The organism is Pirellulales bacterium (assembly GCA_036499395.1).
Classification (GTDB): domain Bacteria; phylum Planctomycetota; class Planctomycetia; order Pirellulales; family JACPPG01; genus JACPPG01.
The window spans coordinates 39,007-57,032 of record DASYDW010000021.1; the positions used below are offsets into that span (position 1 = coordinate 39,007).

Sequence of the window (18,026 nt, forward strand, 5' to 3'; positions counted from 1 at the left end):
GAAGGCTACTTCATCTTGCCTTCGTCCATTTTGCCGCCATCCATCTTGTCGGTGCCCATCTTGTCGGTGCCCATCTTGTCACCCATTTTGTCGTTCCTCATTTTGTCCTCCATGCCCATTTTGCTGCCGGTCATTTTGTCCTGGTTGGCGCTGCCCTTCCCACAACCAGTCATGGCGCAGGCCCCGAGAGCGATGACGGACCCCAACGCAACCACCGAGAAAATCGACTTCATGACGAGAACTCCTCAATCGCGGTTTTTAAGCAACCAACGCGGCCGCTTCGCCCAGCATCGGTTTGTTTTCGCTGCTGGGTTGAAGACGACGCGACTCAAAACGATCAAGTCGCGTTCAAGCATGCCGCACACTTCATTCGATGCGTGCCGTTGAGAATGGTTACGAAAGGAAAGTAAACGACGCGTTGGCCAACCAGGGCGAAATGCCGCGGTTGGCAGCCAAGGATCGCCCCTCAAGCCTGCCGGGGTGACGAATGCCGGACGATCCACACGGTTTTTGCCGGCAAGGGCCAGTTATTTCTCCTGAAAAATAAGTTACAGGGGCGTAACCGAGACAAGGCCCGTCGCATCCAAGAAGCGGCGATGGTGCGGTGCCACTCGAAAGGGTCTTTTCAACGCGGCAGAAATCGGGCGGTTCGACAGGCGGGCCCCGGAATCACCTGCCAAGGGGCTGAAGCAATCCATAGGCGTGACCATGACATGCGAGGAATTAACTGGGTTTCTCGACGACTATTTCGACCACTTGCTCTCCATGCGGCAGCGAGTGGTGTTTTTCTGGCACTTATCGCTTTGTCGAGACTGCCGGCGATACCTCGACTCCTATTCGAAGACGGTGCGGCTAGCGCAATCGTTTCGGATCGATCCGCCGCATAACCAAGAGCACACGGTTATTCCACCCCCGGAGTTGATCGAGGCAATCCTCGCCACGCTTGCGCGAGAGCGCACTGCCGGCGACGGTTCGATCGGCGCTGGTTAATGCGCCTGCAAAAAGCTCGGCGGCTATGGACGCCCTCGAAATCACAAGGCTTGCAAGATTGGAACCGACCATGCGAATTCGCCTAATGACAACGCTCGTCTGCTGCAGTGGAGTTTGTCTGCTAGTGGTCACCACGTTATTTGCTTACCCGCGTTCGCCAAAGCCCGCTCGTGCTTCGTCGCCGACGGCAGACGAGGGAGAGCAAATCGCCGAGATTCCCGCGCCAGCGTTCATAATGCTGATGATTGCGCGAGATCCAGCCGTTCAGTCAGAATTGCGACTGCAACAGAAGCAGATAGACGACGTTGCCGCCGCAGTGGCGGAAGTCGACCAGCCGTTTTGGCTGTTGCGAGACGTGCCGGTTGCCAAGAGCGCGAAGCAACTCGACGAGTTGCAGTCGAAGTTCGAGCGCCGATTGCGCGCGGTTCTGACGTCGACTCAATTGGATCGACTGAATCAAATCATATTGCAGGCCCGCGGGTATAAGGCGCTGACCTCGTCCGAAATCGCTCAGCGACTGAAGCTATCCAATCAGCAGGTCGGTGAGATCCGGAGCGTGGTAGCGCGAGCGAAAGGGGCTGAAACCGTAGATGCCGAGGCGGTTCATGCCATTCTTTCATCGGAACAACAAGCCGAACTGTCTGCGTTGATCGGCAAGTCCTTTGATCTGAGTCGCGTTGCTCGAATCGGCGCTGTCGCCCCTGAATTGCAGGGGGCCAACACTTGGATCAATAGTCAGCCGCAAACCATTGCCGGCCTGCGCGGCAAAGTCGTGGTGGTGCATTTCTGGGCGTTTGGCTGCATCAATTGCGTCCGCAATTTACCGCATTATCAAAGTTGGTATCAAACGTTTCCCAAATCTGAGCTCGTCATTGTCGGGATTCATACGCCCGAGACCGATCGCGAAAAGAATGTGGACAACCTTCGCCAGAATGTTAGCGAGCGGGGTATTGAGTACCCAGTGGTCTTCGATGCCGCAGCCGAGAACTGGAAGGCATGGGGAAATCACATGTGGCCCAGCGTGTATCTCATCGACAAACAAGGGCGGGTGCGCAATTGGTGGTATGGAGAATTGAATTGGGATGGCGCCCGGGGCGAGGAGTTCATGCGTAAGAGAATCGCAGCTTTATTGGCAGAGAAGTAACCTCGGTGCGTTCGCGTGCCCGCGTTGGCCGCTATCGACGAGAATGAATCAAAGCTGTGTAAGGAGAAGTGAATCATGATCGCCCACTGGATTCGCAAGTTGAGCTCGTCAATGTGCTTGCTAGGATTGGCGCTTTTTGCAAATGGCTGTACGAAACAACCAGGCGATGCCGTATCGGCTGCGATCCCGGCCGGATTGGCCACCGACCCAGCCAATCCAGTGGCAGTGAAGAACGGTAATCCGCCGGCCGCCGCCGCTAAAGCGATTTCGTTCAAGGATGTTGTGCAAACCAATGCCGAGGTTCCACCCGGGTTGGACGGCCTGGTCTTCCTGGACACCAATGGTCGCCGAGTTGCTTTGAAAAGCTACTTTGGCAAGAAGAATGTTGTCCTGGTCTTTACCGAAGGCTTTTCTGGCGCCCTGTGTCCCTTCTGCAAAACGCAGACCTCGCGGCTGATTGAGAACTACGACAAACTTCAGGCAATGGATACCGAGGTCCTGGTCGTCTATCCCGGCGCTCGGGAGCACGTCGATGAGTTCATCGATGCGGCAAAACGGACCGAGAAGCAGCAAGTCGATGAGGTGCCTTTCCCGATCGTGCTTGACGAAGACATGATCGCTGTTGATTTCTTCAAAATTCGCTCAAACCTCGCGCATCCGTCGACGTACATCATCGACAAGAAGGGAAACATCGGGTTGGCATACGTCGGCAAGGATATGTCAGCGGATCGTCCATCGATCAAAGCCATTTTCACGCAGATCGACGCCGTCAACAAATAATGCCGTCGTGCGACGGGACGCTGTGGGCCGGCTCATGCCCAACACCGGGGCGTCATCGCAATCACGAGCATGCCAAGTGACTCGGCTGGTTACCATGACAAGCAGCACGCTGGGAGCGCCCGATCCGATTCTAGCGCTGGCAGTCAAGCGAGGGATACTGAATGTCTCTGACTGCGAGCGGATCGCCCGCGAAGCGGAACGACGCCACGTCGATAGTACGGACATAGCCCTCGAAGAGTGTCTGCTGCATCCAACCCAGATCGAACTGCTGCAGGCGCTCGCTCGTCCCGATCGATTCATACCCGGCTACGAGATCCTCGACTTCCTAGGCGCCGGCGCGGTTGGCGTCGTCTACCGCGCCCGGCAATTACGCCTCGACCGCGTCGTCGCCCTGAAAACCGTCAACCTGTGCCGCTTTGACCGCACATGCGCCGGTCGAAGCCAATTCGAAGCAAAGGTTGTCGGCAAGTTAAGCCACCCCAACATTGTGACGGCGTACGATTACGGCCTGCACGATGGCCGCGTTTATCTGGCGATGGAACTGCTCGAAGGAGAGACGCTCGAAGATCGCATCGATCGCGATGGCCCGCTGCAGGAGCGACTGGCCTGGGGAATCGTTCGCCAAGTCGCAGCCGGCCTTGCGCACGCGGCCGAACATGGAATTGTCCATCGCGATATCAAGCCTGCGAACATTGTTCTCGTAAGATCGCAAGCAGGAATGGAATCGCTTCCCGACGTTCCGTTGGCAAAGATCACCGACTTTGGCCTCGCGCTGCAGGTCGATGGCCTTGAACTGACGCGAATCACTCTCAGCGGAACTCTGCTTGGCACGCTGGCCTACGCCGCTCCAGAGCAACTGGATAAGTCCGATGTAGATCATCGCGCGGACATATACGCGCTCGGGGCCTCGCTGTTTCATATGCTGACTGGGGAGCGTCCCTATTCAACGGCTACCAGCTTTTCGAGTTTGATTGTCAGCAAGCAAACCGGCGGCGAGGCGTGGCGAGACCAGCTTCCCGAATTGTCAGCGACGACCATTGAATTGCTACGCGACATGACCGCTCACAATACTGCAGATCGTCCGACGGACTATCGTCAGTTGATTCAACGCATTGACGCCATACTGCAATCGGCAATTGCGCCACTCCCTTGTGTTGCTAACGAGCCACGCCTGCGAGGCGTTCGCCAGTCGTTGCTTTCGAAAACGCTTGATTTACCGAGCGTCGGCGCGGCCGATCGTCGCCCGCCGACGGCCAAACGGACGCCTCCGCATTTCAGATCGAAGGCCGCTTGGACCGCGTTATTTTTCTTGGGCACAATGATTGTGGTTGTCACGCCGCTCCTTGTCGCCCGACCGCTAGCGACCAAACCGCCAGCAATGCAGCGGACCATGCTCGTCCCTTCCGGGGCGCGGCAAGCGTTATTTAACGGTCAGAGTGTGCCCATCGGGTCCCAGCGCGGTAGTTGGCAAGCGACTAAGGCAAAAGATGGAGGACGAGTGCTAGCCGGGGCCAATGGCTGGCTCGACCTGGCATTGCCGTCGCGATCCTCCGCAGGGCCGCCGAAGAACTTTCGATTGCGGCTCGGAATCAACGCGTTGCAAGACGCAGAGGCGGAATTGCACTTCGGGCGCGCCGCCGATCGAAAAGGAGCGGAGCTACGGTTTGTGATTCGACTAGCCAAGGGCCTCTTGCATGTTGGACAGCGATCCGGCGTTGACGCGCCTTTTGTGCCGCTCATTGGGTCGCGGCCTTTGCCAGCGCACCCTCAATCGGACGACCTTCCTGTCTATCAGGACGTCCAACTAGAACGTCACCAGGATGGTTGGATCGTCCAAGTTAATGGCGTGCAGGTAGCAAGTATTCATTCAGAATTGCGGCAGGATCTCTCGAACGTTCTGCTAGTCGCCCGCCAGGGAACTGCCCACTTTGCTGATTTGGAAATCAACGACCTTGTCCAGCGAATCGATCAGAGCCACTTTCACAAAGGATTCTGAATCATGAATGTTATGTACGCAGTTACCGCTCGAAGCTTCAACTTGTGCATTGTTGCCCTCATACTGATGGCCTTCGGCTCCGCGAGCGCAGGACGAGCTGACGAGAAGGCAACAGCCAAGATGCCTGCGGTGGGGGACAAGGTTCCGGATTTCACGCTTCAGGATTTGGCGGGCCATCCACAAACCTTGTCGAAACTGACGGCCGATTCGCCGACGGTGCTGGTAGTGCTGCGCGGTTTTCCGGGCTATCAATGTCCACTTTGCACGATTCAGGTGGGGGGCCTGATTGCTCGCGCGAAAGAGTTTCAAAAGGCCAACGCCAAAGTCATCCTCGTCTACCCAGGCCCGGCGGACCAATTGACCGAACGCGCCAAAGAATTTGTTAAGGGCAAGGCGCTGCCTGAGAACTTTATTTTCGTAACCGACCCCGATTACAAATTCACCGAGGCCTACGGTCTGCGATGGGACGCTGCGCGCGAAACGGCCTTTCCATCGACATTTGTGATCGATCAGAAGGGGATCGTGCAGTTTGCCAAGGTCAGCAAGTCGCACGGTGATCGCTCAAAGCCGGAAGACATCCTGCAAGCGCTTGAAGCTAAGAAGTGATGCCATCGGTGCTTGGGTGTTTGCTCGCGACAGCGCCTCGGGCTGGCGCTCTCTACTCCGGCTTCTGCTAGAATCGGGGAGTAGTGAACGCAGAGCGGAGGAAAGGCTGGCAAGACATTTGCCGGACGGGCATCAACCGGGCTTCCCTAGAATGTCTAACGATTTGCGAGCATCCGCAGAAGATTCCAAACCCGGCGTCTCTGCTGCGCTGCAGGACCTCGCGGTCGATCCATCGGACGTTGCGGTTTTGCGCGCGATTGTCGAAGGGACTGTTCAGTCGACGGGCGAGGCGTTCTTTCAGTCGCTGGTTCGGAATCTGGCCGTTGCGCTCAATGTCAAATACGCCTTTGTCGCGGAATTTGCCGCCGTCAACACCCGCGTCCGCACATTGGCCTATTGGTTCGATGGCCGGATCTGCGCCAACGTCGAATACGACTTGGATGGGACGCCGTGCGAGGAAGTGGTGCGCGGGGGCCTTTGTCACCACCAGATAGGCGTAAAGGACCAGTTCCCGCGCGATCTGCCACTGAAGGAACTGGGGATTGAAAGCTACCTGGGCGTGCCACTGCTCGACTCCGATGGCGCTGTGCTCGGCCATTTAGCGGTGTTTGACCCACGCCCAATGGACAACGAGCCGAGACGTTTCTCGATCTTTCAGATTTTCGCCGCGCGAGCCGCGGCGGAACTCGCGCGATTGCGCATCGAGCAAATGCTGCGCGACAACGAAGAGCGTTTCCGCGATCTTTTTGAAGAAGCTCCTATCGCGTACGTCAACGAGGATCTTGAATCTCGCTTTATCAGCGCCAACCGGGCAGCCATGCGTATCTTGGGTATCCAACCGGATGAGGTGGCGGGCGCCGTCGGTCGGTCGTTTATTCCGGACACGCCTCACGCGCTACGCCGGTTCCAGGAAGCGTTTGCCTCTGTAGGCAAGGGAACAGACACCAGCGGAGTAGTGCTGGAACTTCGCCGCAGGGATAACGGCCAGCCGATCTGGATCCAGTGGTGGTCCAAACCTGACCCCAGCGGAACCTATACTCGCACGATGTTTGTGGACATCACTGAGCGCGTTTTGATGGAGCAGGAAAAGGCTCGGCTGACTGCTGAGAATGATTACCTGCAGGAAGAAATCAAGTCAGTACACAACTTCGACGAAATCGTCGGCCAAAGTCCCAGCGTTGCTGCCGTGCTCGATAATGTGCGCTTGGTAGCGCCAACGGACGCGTCCGTGCTGATCTGTGGAGAGACCGGCACTGGCAAGGAACTCATTGCCCGAGCGATTCACTCCGTGAGCCGGCGTAGTGACAAGCCGTTGATCAAAGTCAATTGCGCGGCGTTGCCAACCGGCCTGGTCGAAAGTGAGCTCTTCGGTCACGAAAAGGGAGCGTTTACGGGCGCGATCGCCAGGCGCGTCGGACGATTTGAGCTCGCCGACGGCGGAACGATCTTTCTCGACGAGATCGGCGAGTTGCCGCCCGACGCTCAGTCCAAATTGCTGCGTGTGCTCCAGGAACGGGAGTTCGAACGGGTAGGTGGGAACACGTCGCTCAAAGTTGACGTGCGGATCATCGCCGCAACAAATCGCGACTTGCTCAAGAGCGTTCGCGAAAAGACCTTTCGCGAGGATCTTTATTACCGGCTCAACGTCTTTCCGCTCGTATTGCCACCATTGCGAGAGCGCAAGGACGATATTCCGCTGTTGGTCCATTTTCTTGTGGGCAAGTTTTCGACGCGCATCGGCAGAAAGATCGAAACCGTTAGTCGCCAGGCGATCGAGCGACTTCAGTCTTACGATTGGCCGGGCAATATTCGCGAATTAGAAAACATTATCGAACGGGCTGTGATCGTCGCCCCTGGCTCCATGTTGGACATCACTGCGGATATGCTGGCGCCGCCGACATCCGGTCCGGTCGCCGATGGTCAACTGCTCAGCCTCGAAGATTTCGAGCGGCAACATATCCTCTCGGTGCTCAAGCGCTCTGACTGGGTCATTGATGGGCCTCGCGGCGCCGCGCTAATTCTCAATCTCCATCCCAATACGCTCCGCAGCCGCATGAAGAAAATGGGAATCAGCCGAGGTGATTAGGCGGTCCTCCCTGCAACGAGATGGTTCCACGCGCCCCCTTGGGCTGCTGGTTACTGCCCGTAACCTCGGCCAGTTCTCACGGCGTGCAACTCACGCTCTATCGTGAGCGCCACGATATTTCGTGGCGGCCGTTCGCGAAGGCCTTTGGCGGCAGTGTGCCGTTCTATCGCTCGGCACCTCGCTAAGTGTCGGCCTTCGTTTGGTTTGGGAATTGAGTTTCATTTTCGCTTTGGGAGCGGCACGACCTGTGCGTTATGGGCCCGGCAAACACTAGCGAGATTTGCCATGCTACGAATTACGCAGCTCCCTGTCTCCGCTCCGGCCCGTGCCTTCAGGCTTGAGGGAAAACTCGTCGGCCCCTGGCTCGAAGAGCTGCGCCAGGCATGCGGCACAAATCCCGACTTACTTTCGATCCTGAGCCTTGACCTTTCAGGCATGAGGTTTGTCGACGAGGCCGGCGCCAAGTACCTTCGAAGCCTGGTGGGGCAAGGCGTGCAGATTACGAATTGCTCTTCCTTCGTCATCGAGCTGCTCAAGGCGCCCGTGAAGGAGGCGTCATGAACGGTGAGTCAAAAAAGGCGGACGCTCGCACTTCCGCTGCAGCGGCTGATACGGTGGCTGAACCGTGGAACGAGGAAAAAAGACTGCTCGGTCAGCTTCGTGAGGGCAACGCCGCTGCCTACGAAATCCTGGTACGGCAGCAGAGCGGTCGCATGTTGGCGGTTGCTCGCCGGATGCTGATGTGTGAATCAGACGCCCACGACGCCGTTCAAGACGCCTTCTTGTCCGCCTTCAAGAGCATTAAGACCTTCACCGGTGATTCGTCGATTGGAACCTGGTTGCACCGAATCGTTGTCAACGCTTGTCTGATGAAACTACGGTCGCGCAACGGCCGGTCTTATGTCTCGATCGAGGATCTATTGCCGGCGTTCGACGCGACGGGCCATCATGTGCGGCGCGTTTCGAAATGGACTGCCTCGCCCGACGAGTTGCTTGCTCGTTCCGAATTGTGCTCGCAGGTGCGAGCGATCATCGAGGGGCTGCCGGACTCGCATCGCAGCGTCCTCTGGCTCCGCGATATCGAGGAGATCGATACGGAACACACTGCGGAGATCCTTGATATTTCCCCCGGGGCTGTGAAAGTACGACTTCATCGCGCCCGCCAAGCGCTGCGTGCGCTCTTAGAACCTCTGGTCTGCAGCGAACCGGGAATGCTGACGGTTCATCAATAGGAGTGTCGCTGATCAACAGTCGGCGTTTCGATTTTGCAGCACTCAACGATTTACATGGAGGATCTCGTGGCAAAACTTACTGGAAAGGTCGCGGTCATCACTGGCAGAAGAAGCGGCATCGGCCTGGCAACGGCAAAGAAGTGGACATGAAGATTGAAGCAAAGATGGCCAGGGAAACTAAGCGTCAACTGACCACAATCAAACCGAAACGAAGAAGAGAGACGATATGACACCCGCTACCGAATCACTACAACTTCAGCCGCTGACCTTGCAGACGGCTCCCGAGGCCTCTAAGCCAGTACTGGAAGATATCCAGAAGAGATTTGGCTTCATTCCGAACTTAATGGCGACGTTCGCGAATTCACCTGCTGTACTGAAGGGCTATCTGGCGCTAGAGGCTGAGTACCAGAAGACCTTCACGCCCGTCGAGCGCCAGGCGATCCTTCTGACGGCTAGCGTGGAGAACTCATGTGGCTACTGCACCGCCGCGCACTCCACAATCCTTAAGGGCGTACTGAAGGTTCCGGCCGATGTGGTTGCCGCCATCCGGGCCGGGCGATCCACCGGTAATCTCAAGCACGATGCCCTGATCGCTCTGACGCGTGAGGTCGTGCGCGAGCGTGGTCATGTAAGCCAAGAGACCATCGGGAAATTTCTCGGGGCTGGTTACCGTCAGGAGCAGGTGATCGAGGTGTTGCTTGGAGTGGCGTTGAAGACCATCAGCAATTACCTGGACCATATCGCCCCGACGCCCGTCGATGCCGCCTTCGCCGCCGAAAAGTAAGGCACCGCTCAAATCCACGAAAGATGAGCCCGCCAATGAAGAAGTGAGAAGGAACAATCGCTGTTGTGGCCGACGGCAATTGAGGTATTGGCTCGGCAACGGCCAAGTTATTGCGCCAGGCTGGAGCGAGAGTCGCGGTCTCAAGGCCGGAGCAAGACGCGCTGATGGCCGCCGCCAAGGAGATCAGCGGGGGAATCGGAATCGCTGGCTACAGAGATGTTCTGAACCTGGCGCGAATATGCCACTGCAATTCAAAGAGGAGAAGCAGAATGTCTCGTTCGATTAAGAAAGCGCTGTCCCAACGAGTCGGGTTTGACCTGGCTCGCGGGCGTGAGGGAAGGACGTGGAGTTGTCGCCCAGAGACAACGCCGCAGCACTTGGTCCAGCAATTGCGCGGATCTCTAGCCGCATTTGCCAGTGATTGTGAAGGCAGCCCAAATCAGCGGGGGCGCTGCCTGGTACTTCTCCCGCAGCCGTTTGATTGCGGCCAATTGCGCGTTACGCAATGCCGCAGGCTTCGTTCGCCCGGCAGCTAATTGCGCGAAGAAGTCACTCATCTGCAAATTTGCTTCATCCACTAGCACGGGCCATAACGTTGCGACGACTGCTTGGGCCCCCGCTAATTGAAACGCCTGCCTGGTGCCAGCCACGCCTTCGCCAGTGCGCACATCGCCTACCCCTGTGTCACAGGCACTAAGCACGACCAGTTCCGTACCACGAAGGTCAAGGCCCAAGATCTCCATGCCGGTCAGAATGCCGTCGTCCCCTTTGATGGAATTGCGCCAATTACAACCGGCCAATAGGACACCGCAACGCAGGAGCGGGTTGTCCGGTGGCGCCTGCGACGCCTGGTCCAGGCCGCCGAGCGCCGTCGTAGTGGCAATGGACTCGGGACGGATCGGTGCCTCGAAGAAACCATGTGTCGCCAATAGTAAGACCTGCGGTCCGTGAACCGACTTCACTAGCGGTTCGAGTGCGCGGTCGCGTTCCAGGACTGCGACTTTTTTTCCCGTATAAGCGGCCAGCTTAGGAGAGACCGCTTGAACCTGCTTCGCGAATTCTTCAAGAGGTTGCCCCAAACGCGCCGTAGGAGGCTTGAGTCGCACATTCTCCGTTTTGGCGGGCCCGGGAACCTTCGAACCGGCACGTACAAGTTGCTCGATTTTGCGAGCATCTTCCGGCGGCAAATCAAAATTCGGGTTTGCCACGATCAAAGGCTGGTTTGACGGTCGCTTCGCCTTTGGCACAATCAAATCGCGACCACTCACCAGGTACGTGATATCGTAATTCTCGACTAGAAAACCTCCGTCCGACGCCAGCAACGAGGCCCACGGGACAAGCCATAAGCCCCGATCCGGGCTGATTAGCAGATGTTTCGCCACGCCCAGTTCTCGTTCAATGGGTTGCAGAACGAGCTGAGACAAGCGGCGCAGCGCGAGATCAGAAAGTGCAATCGCGCGTTTGTCGATCGGTTTCAGCTTGCCCGTTTGCTCGTCGACCACGAACACGGACTTGATCGCAACTCGCCATGCGACGACGGCCTTGTCGATCGCGTCGGCATCTCCCAGGTCGAGTAGCTTGACTTCTCCCTTACCGGATGCAGGGATAATCCACGCGGCATAGCGGACGGCGCGAACACCATCGGCAGGATCCTTGAAGTTTTCCGATCGAATCCACGCAATATCGACCAGAATCTCATCAGCAGCCAAAGCGCCGCGCACTCGGTTGACATCGACCCATTGCGATGCCTGTAGCGACTGGCTCCCTGCGCGGGCCAGTCGCCGCGAGAGATCCTCTTCAGCCTTTGCCAGTTTTTCTTCACGTGCCTTGTCGGCCCCACCCGTGAACGTCAGCCGGGCTCGCTCGCCGCGCAACTGCACGAGTGATTTTGTGATTTCTTTAAGCGTCGGATCGCTGCCCTCGCGCGCACGCACGGTCCGCTCGGCCAGAACTTCCTGCCCGAGCGCTTTGCCATTAAGCACCCAATTGGCGGATAGTGCGGCGATCGAGGGGTTTTGTCGCAACTGCAGGGCCAACGCGAGAGACGTGTAGTACGCAGGGAATTCATGCTGCTTGAGGTAGAAAAGCTGGTCACGCTCTGATAGCGTCGCGAGGGTCGCGCTGGTACGTCGCCGGGCAGCGCGACGGCCGCGTTCCGCATACTGCACTGCGCCACGCCAATCCTCATTAGCTGCGCTGAATCTCGCCAAAGACAAATAGGTTGTCACTGCATCCGGATCGTTCTCGCCAAACTGCTTCTTTCCCAAGGAGAGCGCTTGCTGAAAGCTATCGATCGCCTCGGCATACTTCGACTGACAGCCCAGTGCGTACCCCAGGTTTTTCAAGCCGTTGATCAATTCTGGATGATCCTTCGAGGCGGTCTCGCGACGAATTGCCAATTCTTCTTCGAAACACGCTTGGGCTTTGGCATAATCATGCATCAAAGAATGGGCGCGGCCTAAGGAATCGAGCGCATTTGCAGTTTTACGGTGCCGATTACCCAGCAGTTTACGACGCAATGCCAGGGATAATTCCAATTGTTCTCTCGCGCGTTCGAACTCTCGCTCATCGAGAAGGAAGCCGCCATATTCATAGTGCAAAAACGCCGCGTCGGAATCTTCAGGGTTGCCCATCTCTTTTTGAATTTGCAGGGCCTCTTCAAACTCGCGACCTGCCGATTTCTGATCGCCAATCGCACTATAAACCGATGCCAACGATGTACGTAAATAGATCGTCTTCGCATTTCGCGGTCCGTAAAGAGATATGGTCGCCGCCAGGCCGCGTTCAAAACTCAAGCGGGCGGCCGCAAATTCGCGAAGATTGAGTTGGAGGGTTCCCTGATCCGACCATGCTTTTGCTGCTTCAGCGCTGGTCGCACCGTATGCCTTGATGGTGCTTGCCAAGCCCTGCTCGACGTAAGCCCGGGCCTTGCCATAATCTCCGAGCAAACTCAGTACAATCGATAGATTCGATTGCAGCAGAGCCGTTGTGACGGGCTTCGGGTGTTTCACGTTGCAGAGGGCGAGCGCCGCTTCGTATTTCTCCCGCGCGGCCGCGTAGGAGCGCGACTGAAACATCAAATCGCCGCGCTCGATCAAAGACGCGACTTCGACCGGATTCCTTGCATCCTCTCCGACAGTGACCTTGGGGTTCGCGGTTTTCAGTCGATCGACGGCAGCCTGGGAATCATCCAAGTGAATCCGCGTATAATCCAGACGCTTTATCGCCGCGATCGTATCGGAGTGATTCTCTCCCTGCACTTCCGTGCGAATCGCGACGGCACGCTCCAGATATCGCCGAGCCTCCGCGTAGTTTTCTGACTTCGCCAGCAAGTTCCCGATGTACTGCGCTTCGTTCGCCACTTCGATCGATTTCTGCCCGGCGACTTCTTCGTAGATGGCTAGCGATTCTTTATGGCATTCCAGGGCCTCGGGGAATTTTTGCTGCCTGCCCAGAGTATTTCCCAAATTCTGCAGCGACAGCGCCGTATAGGCGTGTTTATCGCCGAGCACCTTCCGGCGAATCGCAAGCGCCTCGCGGTTGAACTGGCAGGCCTGCTCGTATTTCCTCAGGCAGCTGTAGCAATACGCCAGTTGATGGATCGCCAGCGCCGTCTCCGCATCGTCATTACCGAACAATTCGCGGCAGACTTTGACGGCCTCTTGGGCGATTGGCAGCGCTTCTTCGGGCTTTTTTTGAGCGATCAGGGCCGATAGCGAAGCCATCAGCTCCTTTTCCTTGTCAACGAGCGCCTGCCGATTCGAGCCAGACGTCGATGCTGCTGGTGCGACGTCTTCTGCCGCGTTTGACAGTTGCCCGCCTGCCGCGCTAATCGCCAAAACGATGGCCAGATACACGACCCACCAGTTACGTCGCCTCATTGTCGCCCCATCGCACTGGACCGCGCCTGAAATCGCATCGTATCGAATGCACGCGCCGCCACGTCCAGGAGCCTGCCCGATGGCGCCATGCGATACAGATCGATGACGTTATTTATAAGAAAAACGTTATCGTAACAGGGAAGGTTGGTCGGTGCGACGGGCGGTCGACCAAATTGTATTAGCGTCGCTTACGCCAATCGCGGCTGGCTACCGACATTATATTATTCGTTAAAGTCGGTCACGTCGCCGACAGCCGGCGATTTTGCGGCTCTTAACGCTCCCGTGCCCATGAAAGGACCACTCGCCGATGAGCCATTACTTCACCGAGGCACAGCTTCGCGCCATGGCCGAAGAGTTCCAGGTCCAAGGCTATCTACGTATCGAGGAGGCGCTAAGCGCTGAGCAGGTCGCCCGATTTGAAGAGGCCGTGGCGCGCCACCGCCGAGAGTATCCCGAGGATTGGATCGAGCTTAGCGATTCCTTTTGTGAAGGAACGAACATTCTTCCGCGCACGGCAGATTTTGACGAAGCAATCGAGAATCCTAAAACGCTCGACGTCCTCCGCGCGATCCTCGGAGAGGGTATTACGTTCGAAGAATTCGCGATCATGATCCGCAATCCCACAGAGAACTTGCAGGAGGTAAAAGGGTGGCATCGCGATCTGATCCGGGAGTACCATCGGCGTCACGAAATCGAGGCTGTATCGATCCTCATGTTTCTCACCGACGTCAAATCCACGGACCACTGCTTCACGATCGTTCCCGAAAGCCACGACCGGCTGTTGGATCTCGATCCGGTCGACGTGGCAGCCGATGCGGGCGTTGATGTGATCGGACCAGCCGGAACCGCCGTCATCTTTCACGCTCGGGCCATCCACAATGCCCGGCTCAAGGCCCACAGCACGCAGCGCCGCACGTTGCAGGCTTACTTCGCACAGCGAGGGGACCAGCGCACCGCCGAATGGTCGGAGATTCCGCCCAGGCTGTACACGAAACAAGACCCGACGCTGCCGCCGCACTTGTATTCGAAATGGAACGTGCGCAACATCCTTGACGGTGTCGGGAGACGACCACCGGACATCGCCCCCGACCTGCCGCTGGCGGAGGTCATTCGCGAAGTTCAGCGGCGCGGACGAGAAAAAATGCGCGCGTGAAAGGGTACAGTCATCGCCAGCGGTGACCCACTTCATCGCGAACGAAGGCCATAGCGAACGACAAGGGCGCGAACTCCGCACCGAGACAATGGCCGCGCTTGGTACGCTTAGAGGTGATGTGCCGTGAGTTATCTATATCTCGAAGAACGCCCCTTCGATCAGCTTGGTCGTGGAGAAAGGCGGCGAAATGTCGGGTGGACCCGAGTCGAAATGTGCTGATCTCTCACCCGCTCGCCCTCGATTTGCGGCGCTCGCAGCGCTTCCCGCGCCGTCGCGCGGCCCAGCAGGTGACCGCGCAGCCCAGTCCCATGACAGAAAGTGCGGCCGTGGCGGGCTCGGGCACGGAGGCCAATTGCATGCCCCCCATGGTCAGTTGCGCGAAGGCGTCGTTGCCCGATGGGCCGTCGAAGGCCTGCACCTGCGCGTACCACAAATAGGTGCCGGCATGCGGCAGATTGGAGACGACTGACTGGAAGGGGACCGATAGACTGCCGGAACTATGAACCGGATCGTTGTACAGATTGTAGGTCCAGTCCTGTTCGAACGGTCCACCTATCTCTGACAGGACGATCGAGATGTTGGCGAGGCCGGCCATGCCGGTTGAAAGCCCAGCCAGAGATAGTTCCGCTCCGAAATTGACGGTCAGCTGTTCCGCAGCAGGAATAGAAAAGCCTTGTTGAATGGCAGCCGTGGCAGGTTTGGTTCCCGTCGGGTTGGACGTCAAGACGGCGCGATAGCTGCCACCGATCGACGCGATCGCGGCGTTTGCGCCCAGATTTGTCTGCGCCAGCGTGGTCCAACCCGTGAAATCACCGCTGGCAAAATCGCCGTTGATGATTCCGCCCCAGGCACTAGCGGGCGGAAGAGCCAATACGATCGACACTAAGACATTGCGAAACATACGTGCGTCTCCTTTCTTTTCCGAAAATGGTCGCTACCACACGATGATCGGCGCGCAGGAGCATCAGTGCTTCTGCGGCAAACCTCGAACCCTAAACGCGCGATGCGCGGTCACTCACGTTTTGCGGCGCTTTTGATAAACCATTCGTGCTGAATGAATACGAGCGCGCCCTTGTGCAACGAGAAATGCAGATGCTGCCCCTTGTACGACAACGTTTCACCCGTAGCCGAACCTACGCGCTCATCGGGCGCGCCGTAGGCCGCGATGATTTCCTCGGCGGTCGCGCACATGCCGATGCCGGCATCGGTGCGGCCTGAGTAATCGCGCGTTTTCACGGCCGGTACGTCTTGTGTTCGGCAGATAATGCCCCATAACCCGCGCCCGGGCGCGATCATGAGGTCGATGCCGCGCGACGGATAGTGATACACTTGCAGACGCTCGTCGATTTCATCGGGGGGGCCGAACACGCGCAGCACTTCCTCGCGTGGCATGCCGAAGGTGGCCGGCCCGATGCCTTTGGTCACGAACAACGTTGGGGATTGCAGTGCCTCGTTGGTCAGCGGCGCAAGCTCCAGCGCTCCCTCTTGCTCGACGCGATAATCACTCGGCGGCGTCAGATCGAATAGTGCTGCGGTGACCGGTTCGTTGTAAGAAAAGTCGGCATGGACGTACCGCGTAACTTTTCTATCCTGCCCGCGGATCGTCGATTCCCAGCGGACCAGCAAGCGCGAGCGCGGCTCAACCCATATGACGTGCTCCACATTCTCGTGCTCTAAGACCAAGCCGATGGCCGGCTTGCCGTTGACGAGTTGCTCGGGCAGAGTGCGCGAGACCTGCCGCTCACGTTCCAGCGAATCGACCACGTCGAATAGGTCTTCATGTGGCACGCCATCAAATCGTACGATTGCCCGCTTTTTGTCAGGGAACAATTGCAACGAATGGCCACTCACCCGATCGAGGGCGAACACGTGTCCGTCGACATACTCACTGCGACGCAGGTTCCGACCACTGATCACCGTCCGCGACAATATTGCCAACCCCTGCCCCTTATCAATGGAAGTCGTATAGCGGACGGAGCGCAAGCTTTGCAGTACGCGCGTCACATCGGCCAACGCGATCGAGGTTCGGCTGAAATCGGCAACAAGCCAAACGAGAAGAAGCGAGGACGCCACCGTCAGGGCCGACAGCGCCGGCCAGCGCAACCGCCGCGTCCACAGCCTGCCCGGCACGGCGGGTGATCGCGACAAGTCCCAGCCGCGCGTCGCGGTGCTCATTTGCTCTTCTAGTTGCTGGCGGACACGCTCGATCGCGCGCTGCGCGCCGTCGGCGTCCGGGGTGAAATGCCCCGCACGACGCAAAGCTCCGACGATCTGGTAATCAAGCGGGTCAGGCATCGTGAGGTTCCCCGTCCGGCGCGTCGGCAGTCGTTCGTGCCACGACCTGCCGCAGCCGAGTTAGTGCCTTATGACAAATCGAACGGGCTCGATGTGCGGTGCAACCCAGCTCGTCGGCGATCGCCTGGTAACTTTGGCCCTCCAGAAAACGCATGGAGAGCACCTGTTGAGCTTGGGTCGGTAGGGCTTCCATGCCAGCAAGTACGGAGTCCAATTCTTCCCGCGCGGCAAGCGAGGCCAGCGGTGCCCTGCCTCCGGCGGCAACGTCGGACCCGTCCAACGTTACGACTCGTTCGCGCCGCTGAGCTCGTCGCCAGTCGAATGCCAGCCGCACCGCTACCCGATGTGCATAAGCTTCGGGCTGCGTTGCGCTCATGAATCCCGGTGACCGACTCAGCTTGAGAAACAATTCCTGCAGCAAGTCGTCAGCAGCGTCGGCACGCAACGTGATCCTGGCGAGCAAGGTATGGAGCCTCACCCCGCTGCTCGCAAGCAACTCACGCGCTCGTTCCGGGCCGTCGTCCAAAACCTCTCCTTGCTGTGCCTGAGCATTCTCGGCCACACAGGTATAGACGCCGCCGGGCCGTACCGCGCACCCAGAAAAGTTCAAAGAAATCTCAGTTTAGTCCGCGATGGGCAAAGACTGAGCGGCGGCGTCATCTGGTAGATACCCAAAATGAATCATCAGAAACACCACAGCGTGGGTCTGACACCCACCCCCCCCGTTTCGAGAGTAATCGGTCTGGGGGTCCATGCTGACCGAGCTAAAAAACCCGCTCGCATTGAGTGGGTTTTTTATTGGACAGGCACTCGGACCAATTTGCTACGCGACTACCGTCTCTGCCGCATCGCATCAATGGGTATCCCGCATGGCCATCTTCGGGCTTTGTTCGCCACGAAGTGGTTGCCAGTATTGGGCTAACACGGGATGCCGCGTGCTAGAGCCGGTTTCAAAACTGTGTTGAAGTAAACTTGCGCCCTGTAGGGACTTCGGTTAAGACGGTGATCGAAAGGAGACTTTCGATGGCCAAGCGACACGATGTCGAAGTCAGCGATGAGCAGTGGGAGAAAATCAAGCC

General features: G+C 57.8%; 16 protein-coding genes. 11 read left to right on the forward strand and 5 right to left on the reverse strand.

What is annotated here, in order from left to right:
- Positions 1 to 5: 5 nt before the first annotated feature.
- On the reverse strand, positions 6 to 233 hold the full coding sequence (locus tag VGN12_04965) for a hypothetical protein (protein ID HEY4308785.1): 228 nt from the start codon (positions 231 to 233) through the stop codon (positions 6 to 8).
- 469 nt (positions 234 to 702) lie between these two features.
- On the opposite strand from VGN12_04965, the gene VGN12_04970 reads away from it, so the two are divergent.
- The 10 genes from VGN12_04970 to VGN12_05015 all read left to right on the forward strand — a co-directional run bounded on the left by VGN12_04970 (position 703) and on the right by VGN12_05015 (position 9,618).
- Positions 703 to 990, forward strand: coding sequence for a zf-HC2 domain-containing protein (locus tag VGN12_04970; GenBank protein HEY4308786.1), 288 nt, complete (start codon positions 703 to 705; stop codon positions 988 to 990).
- 70 nt (positions 991 to 1,060) lie between these two features.
- The gene (locus VGN12_04975) at positions 1,061 to 2,134 is read left to right on the forward strand and encodes a redoxin domain-containing protein (protein ID HEY4308787.1); all 1,074 of its coding nucleotides are present in this window, start codon (positions 1,061 to 1,063) and stop codon (positions 2,132 to 2,134) included.
- 75 nt (positions 2,135 to 2,209) lie between these two features.
- On the forward strand, positions 2,210 to 2,914 hold the full coding sequence (locus VGN12_04980) for a redoxin domain-containing protein (protein HEY4308788.1): 705 nt from the start codon (positions 2,210 to 2,212) through the stop codon (positions 2,912 to 2,914).
- A gap of 76 nt (positions 2,915 to 2,990) precedes the next feature.
- Complete coding sequence (locus tag VGN12_04985; protein HEY4308789.1) at positions 2,991 to 4,910, forward strand: serine/threonine-protein kinase; 1,920 nt, start codon at positions 2,991 to 2,993, stop codon at positions 4,908 to 4,910.
- Positions 4,911 to 4,913: 3 nt separating this feature from the next.
- On the forward strand, positions 4,914 to 5,516 hold the full coding sequence (locus VGN12_04990; protein ID HEY4308790.1) for a peroxiredoxin family protein: 603 nt from the start codon (positions 4,914 to 4,916) through the stop codon (positions 5,514 to 5,516).
- Positions 5,517 to 5,667: 151 nt separating this feature from the next.
- A complete protein-coding gene (locus VGN12_04995; protein ID HEY4308791.1) occupies positions 5,668 to 7,602 on the forward strand; it encodes a sigma 54-interacting transcriptional regulator in 1,935 nt (644 codons plus the stop codon).
- A gap of 285 nt (positions 7,603 to 7,887) precedes the next feature.
- Positions 7,888 to 8,163: a hypothetical protein gene (locus tag VGN12_05000; GenBank protein ID HEY4308792.1), complete on the forward strand. Its 276-nt coding sequence runs from the start codon at positions 7,888 to 7,890 to the stop codon at positions 8,161 to 8,163.
- Positions 8,160 to 8,834: a sigma-70 family RNA polymerase sigma factor gene (locus tag VGN12_05005; GenBank protein HEY4308793.1), complete on the forward strand. Its 675-nt coding sequence runs from the start codon at positions 8,160 to 8,162 to the stop codon at positions 8,832 to 8,834. The genes VGN12_05000 and VGN12_05005 overlap by 4 nt, the downstream gene beginning before the upstream one ends.
- Before the next feature lie 2 nt (positions 8,835 to 8,836).
- Positions 8,837 to 9,064 (forward strand): hypothetical protein, encoded by a 228-nt coding sequence (locus VGN12_05010; GenBank protein HEY4308794.1) that lies wholly within the window; start codon positions 8,837 to 8,839, stop codon positions 9,062 to 9,064.
- Positions 9,061 to 9,618 (forward strand): carboxymuconolactone decarboxylase family protein, encoded by a 558-nt coding sequence (locus VGN12_05015; GenBank protein HEY4308795.1) that lies wholly within the window; start codon positions 9,061 to 9,063, stop codon positions 9,616 to 9,618. Before VGN12_05010 ends, VGN12_05015 begins: the two co-directional genes overlap by 4 nt.
- A 401-nt stretch (positions 9,619 to 10,019) precedes the next feature.
- On the opposite strand, the gene VGN12_05020 is transcribed toward VGN12_05015, so the two are convergent.
- Complete coding sequence (locus VGN12_05020; GenBank protein HEY4308796.1) at positions 10,020 to 13,499, reverse strand: CHAT domain-containing tetratricopeptide repeat protein; 3,480 nt, start codon at positions 13,497 to 13,499, stop codon at positions 10,020 to 10,022.
- Between the two features lie 307 nt (positions 13,500 to 13,806).
- Between VGN12_05020 and VGN12_05025 the strand changes: the two genes are divergently transcribed.
- On the forward strand, positions 13,807 to 14,652 hold the full coding sequence (locus VGN12_05025; GenBank protein ID HEY4308797.1) for a phytanoyl-CoA dioxygenase family protein: 846 nt from the start codon (positions 13,807 to 13,809) through the stop codon (positions 14,650 to 14,652).
- 223 nt (positions 14,653 to 14,875) lie between these two features.
- On the opposite strand, the gene VGN12_05030 is transcribed toward VGN12_05025, so the two are convergent.
- From VGN12_05030 to VGN12_05040, 3 genes are all read right to left on the reverse strand, one after another.
- Positions 14,876 to 15,553 (reverse strand): PEP-CTERM sorting domain-containing protein, encoded by a 678-nt coding sequence (locus VGN12_05030; protein ID HEY4308798.1) that lies wholly within the window; start codon positions 15,551 to 15,553, stop codon positions 14,876 to 14,878.
- Between the two features lie 110 nt (positions 15,554 to 15,663).
- A complete protein-coding gene (locus tag VGN12_05035; GenBank protein HEY4308799.1) occupies positions 15,664 to 16,947 on the reverse strand; it encodes a hypothetical protein in 1,284 nt (427 codons plus the stop codon).
- Positions 16,940 to 17,425, reverse strand: a complete 486-nt coding sequence (locus VGN12_05040) for a sigma-70 family RNA polymerase sigma factor (GenBank protein ID HEY4308800.1) — start codon at positions 17,423 to 17,425, stop codon at positions 16,940 to 16,942. The genes VGN12_05035 and VGN12_05040 overlap by 8 nt, the downstream gene beginning before the upstream one ends.
- Positions 17,426 to 18,026 lie beyond the last annotated feature (601 nt).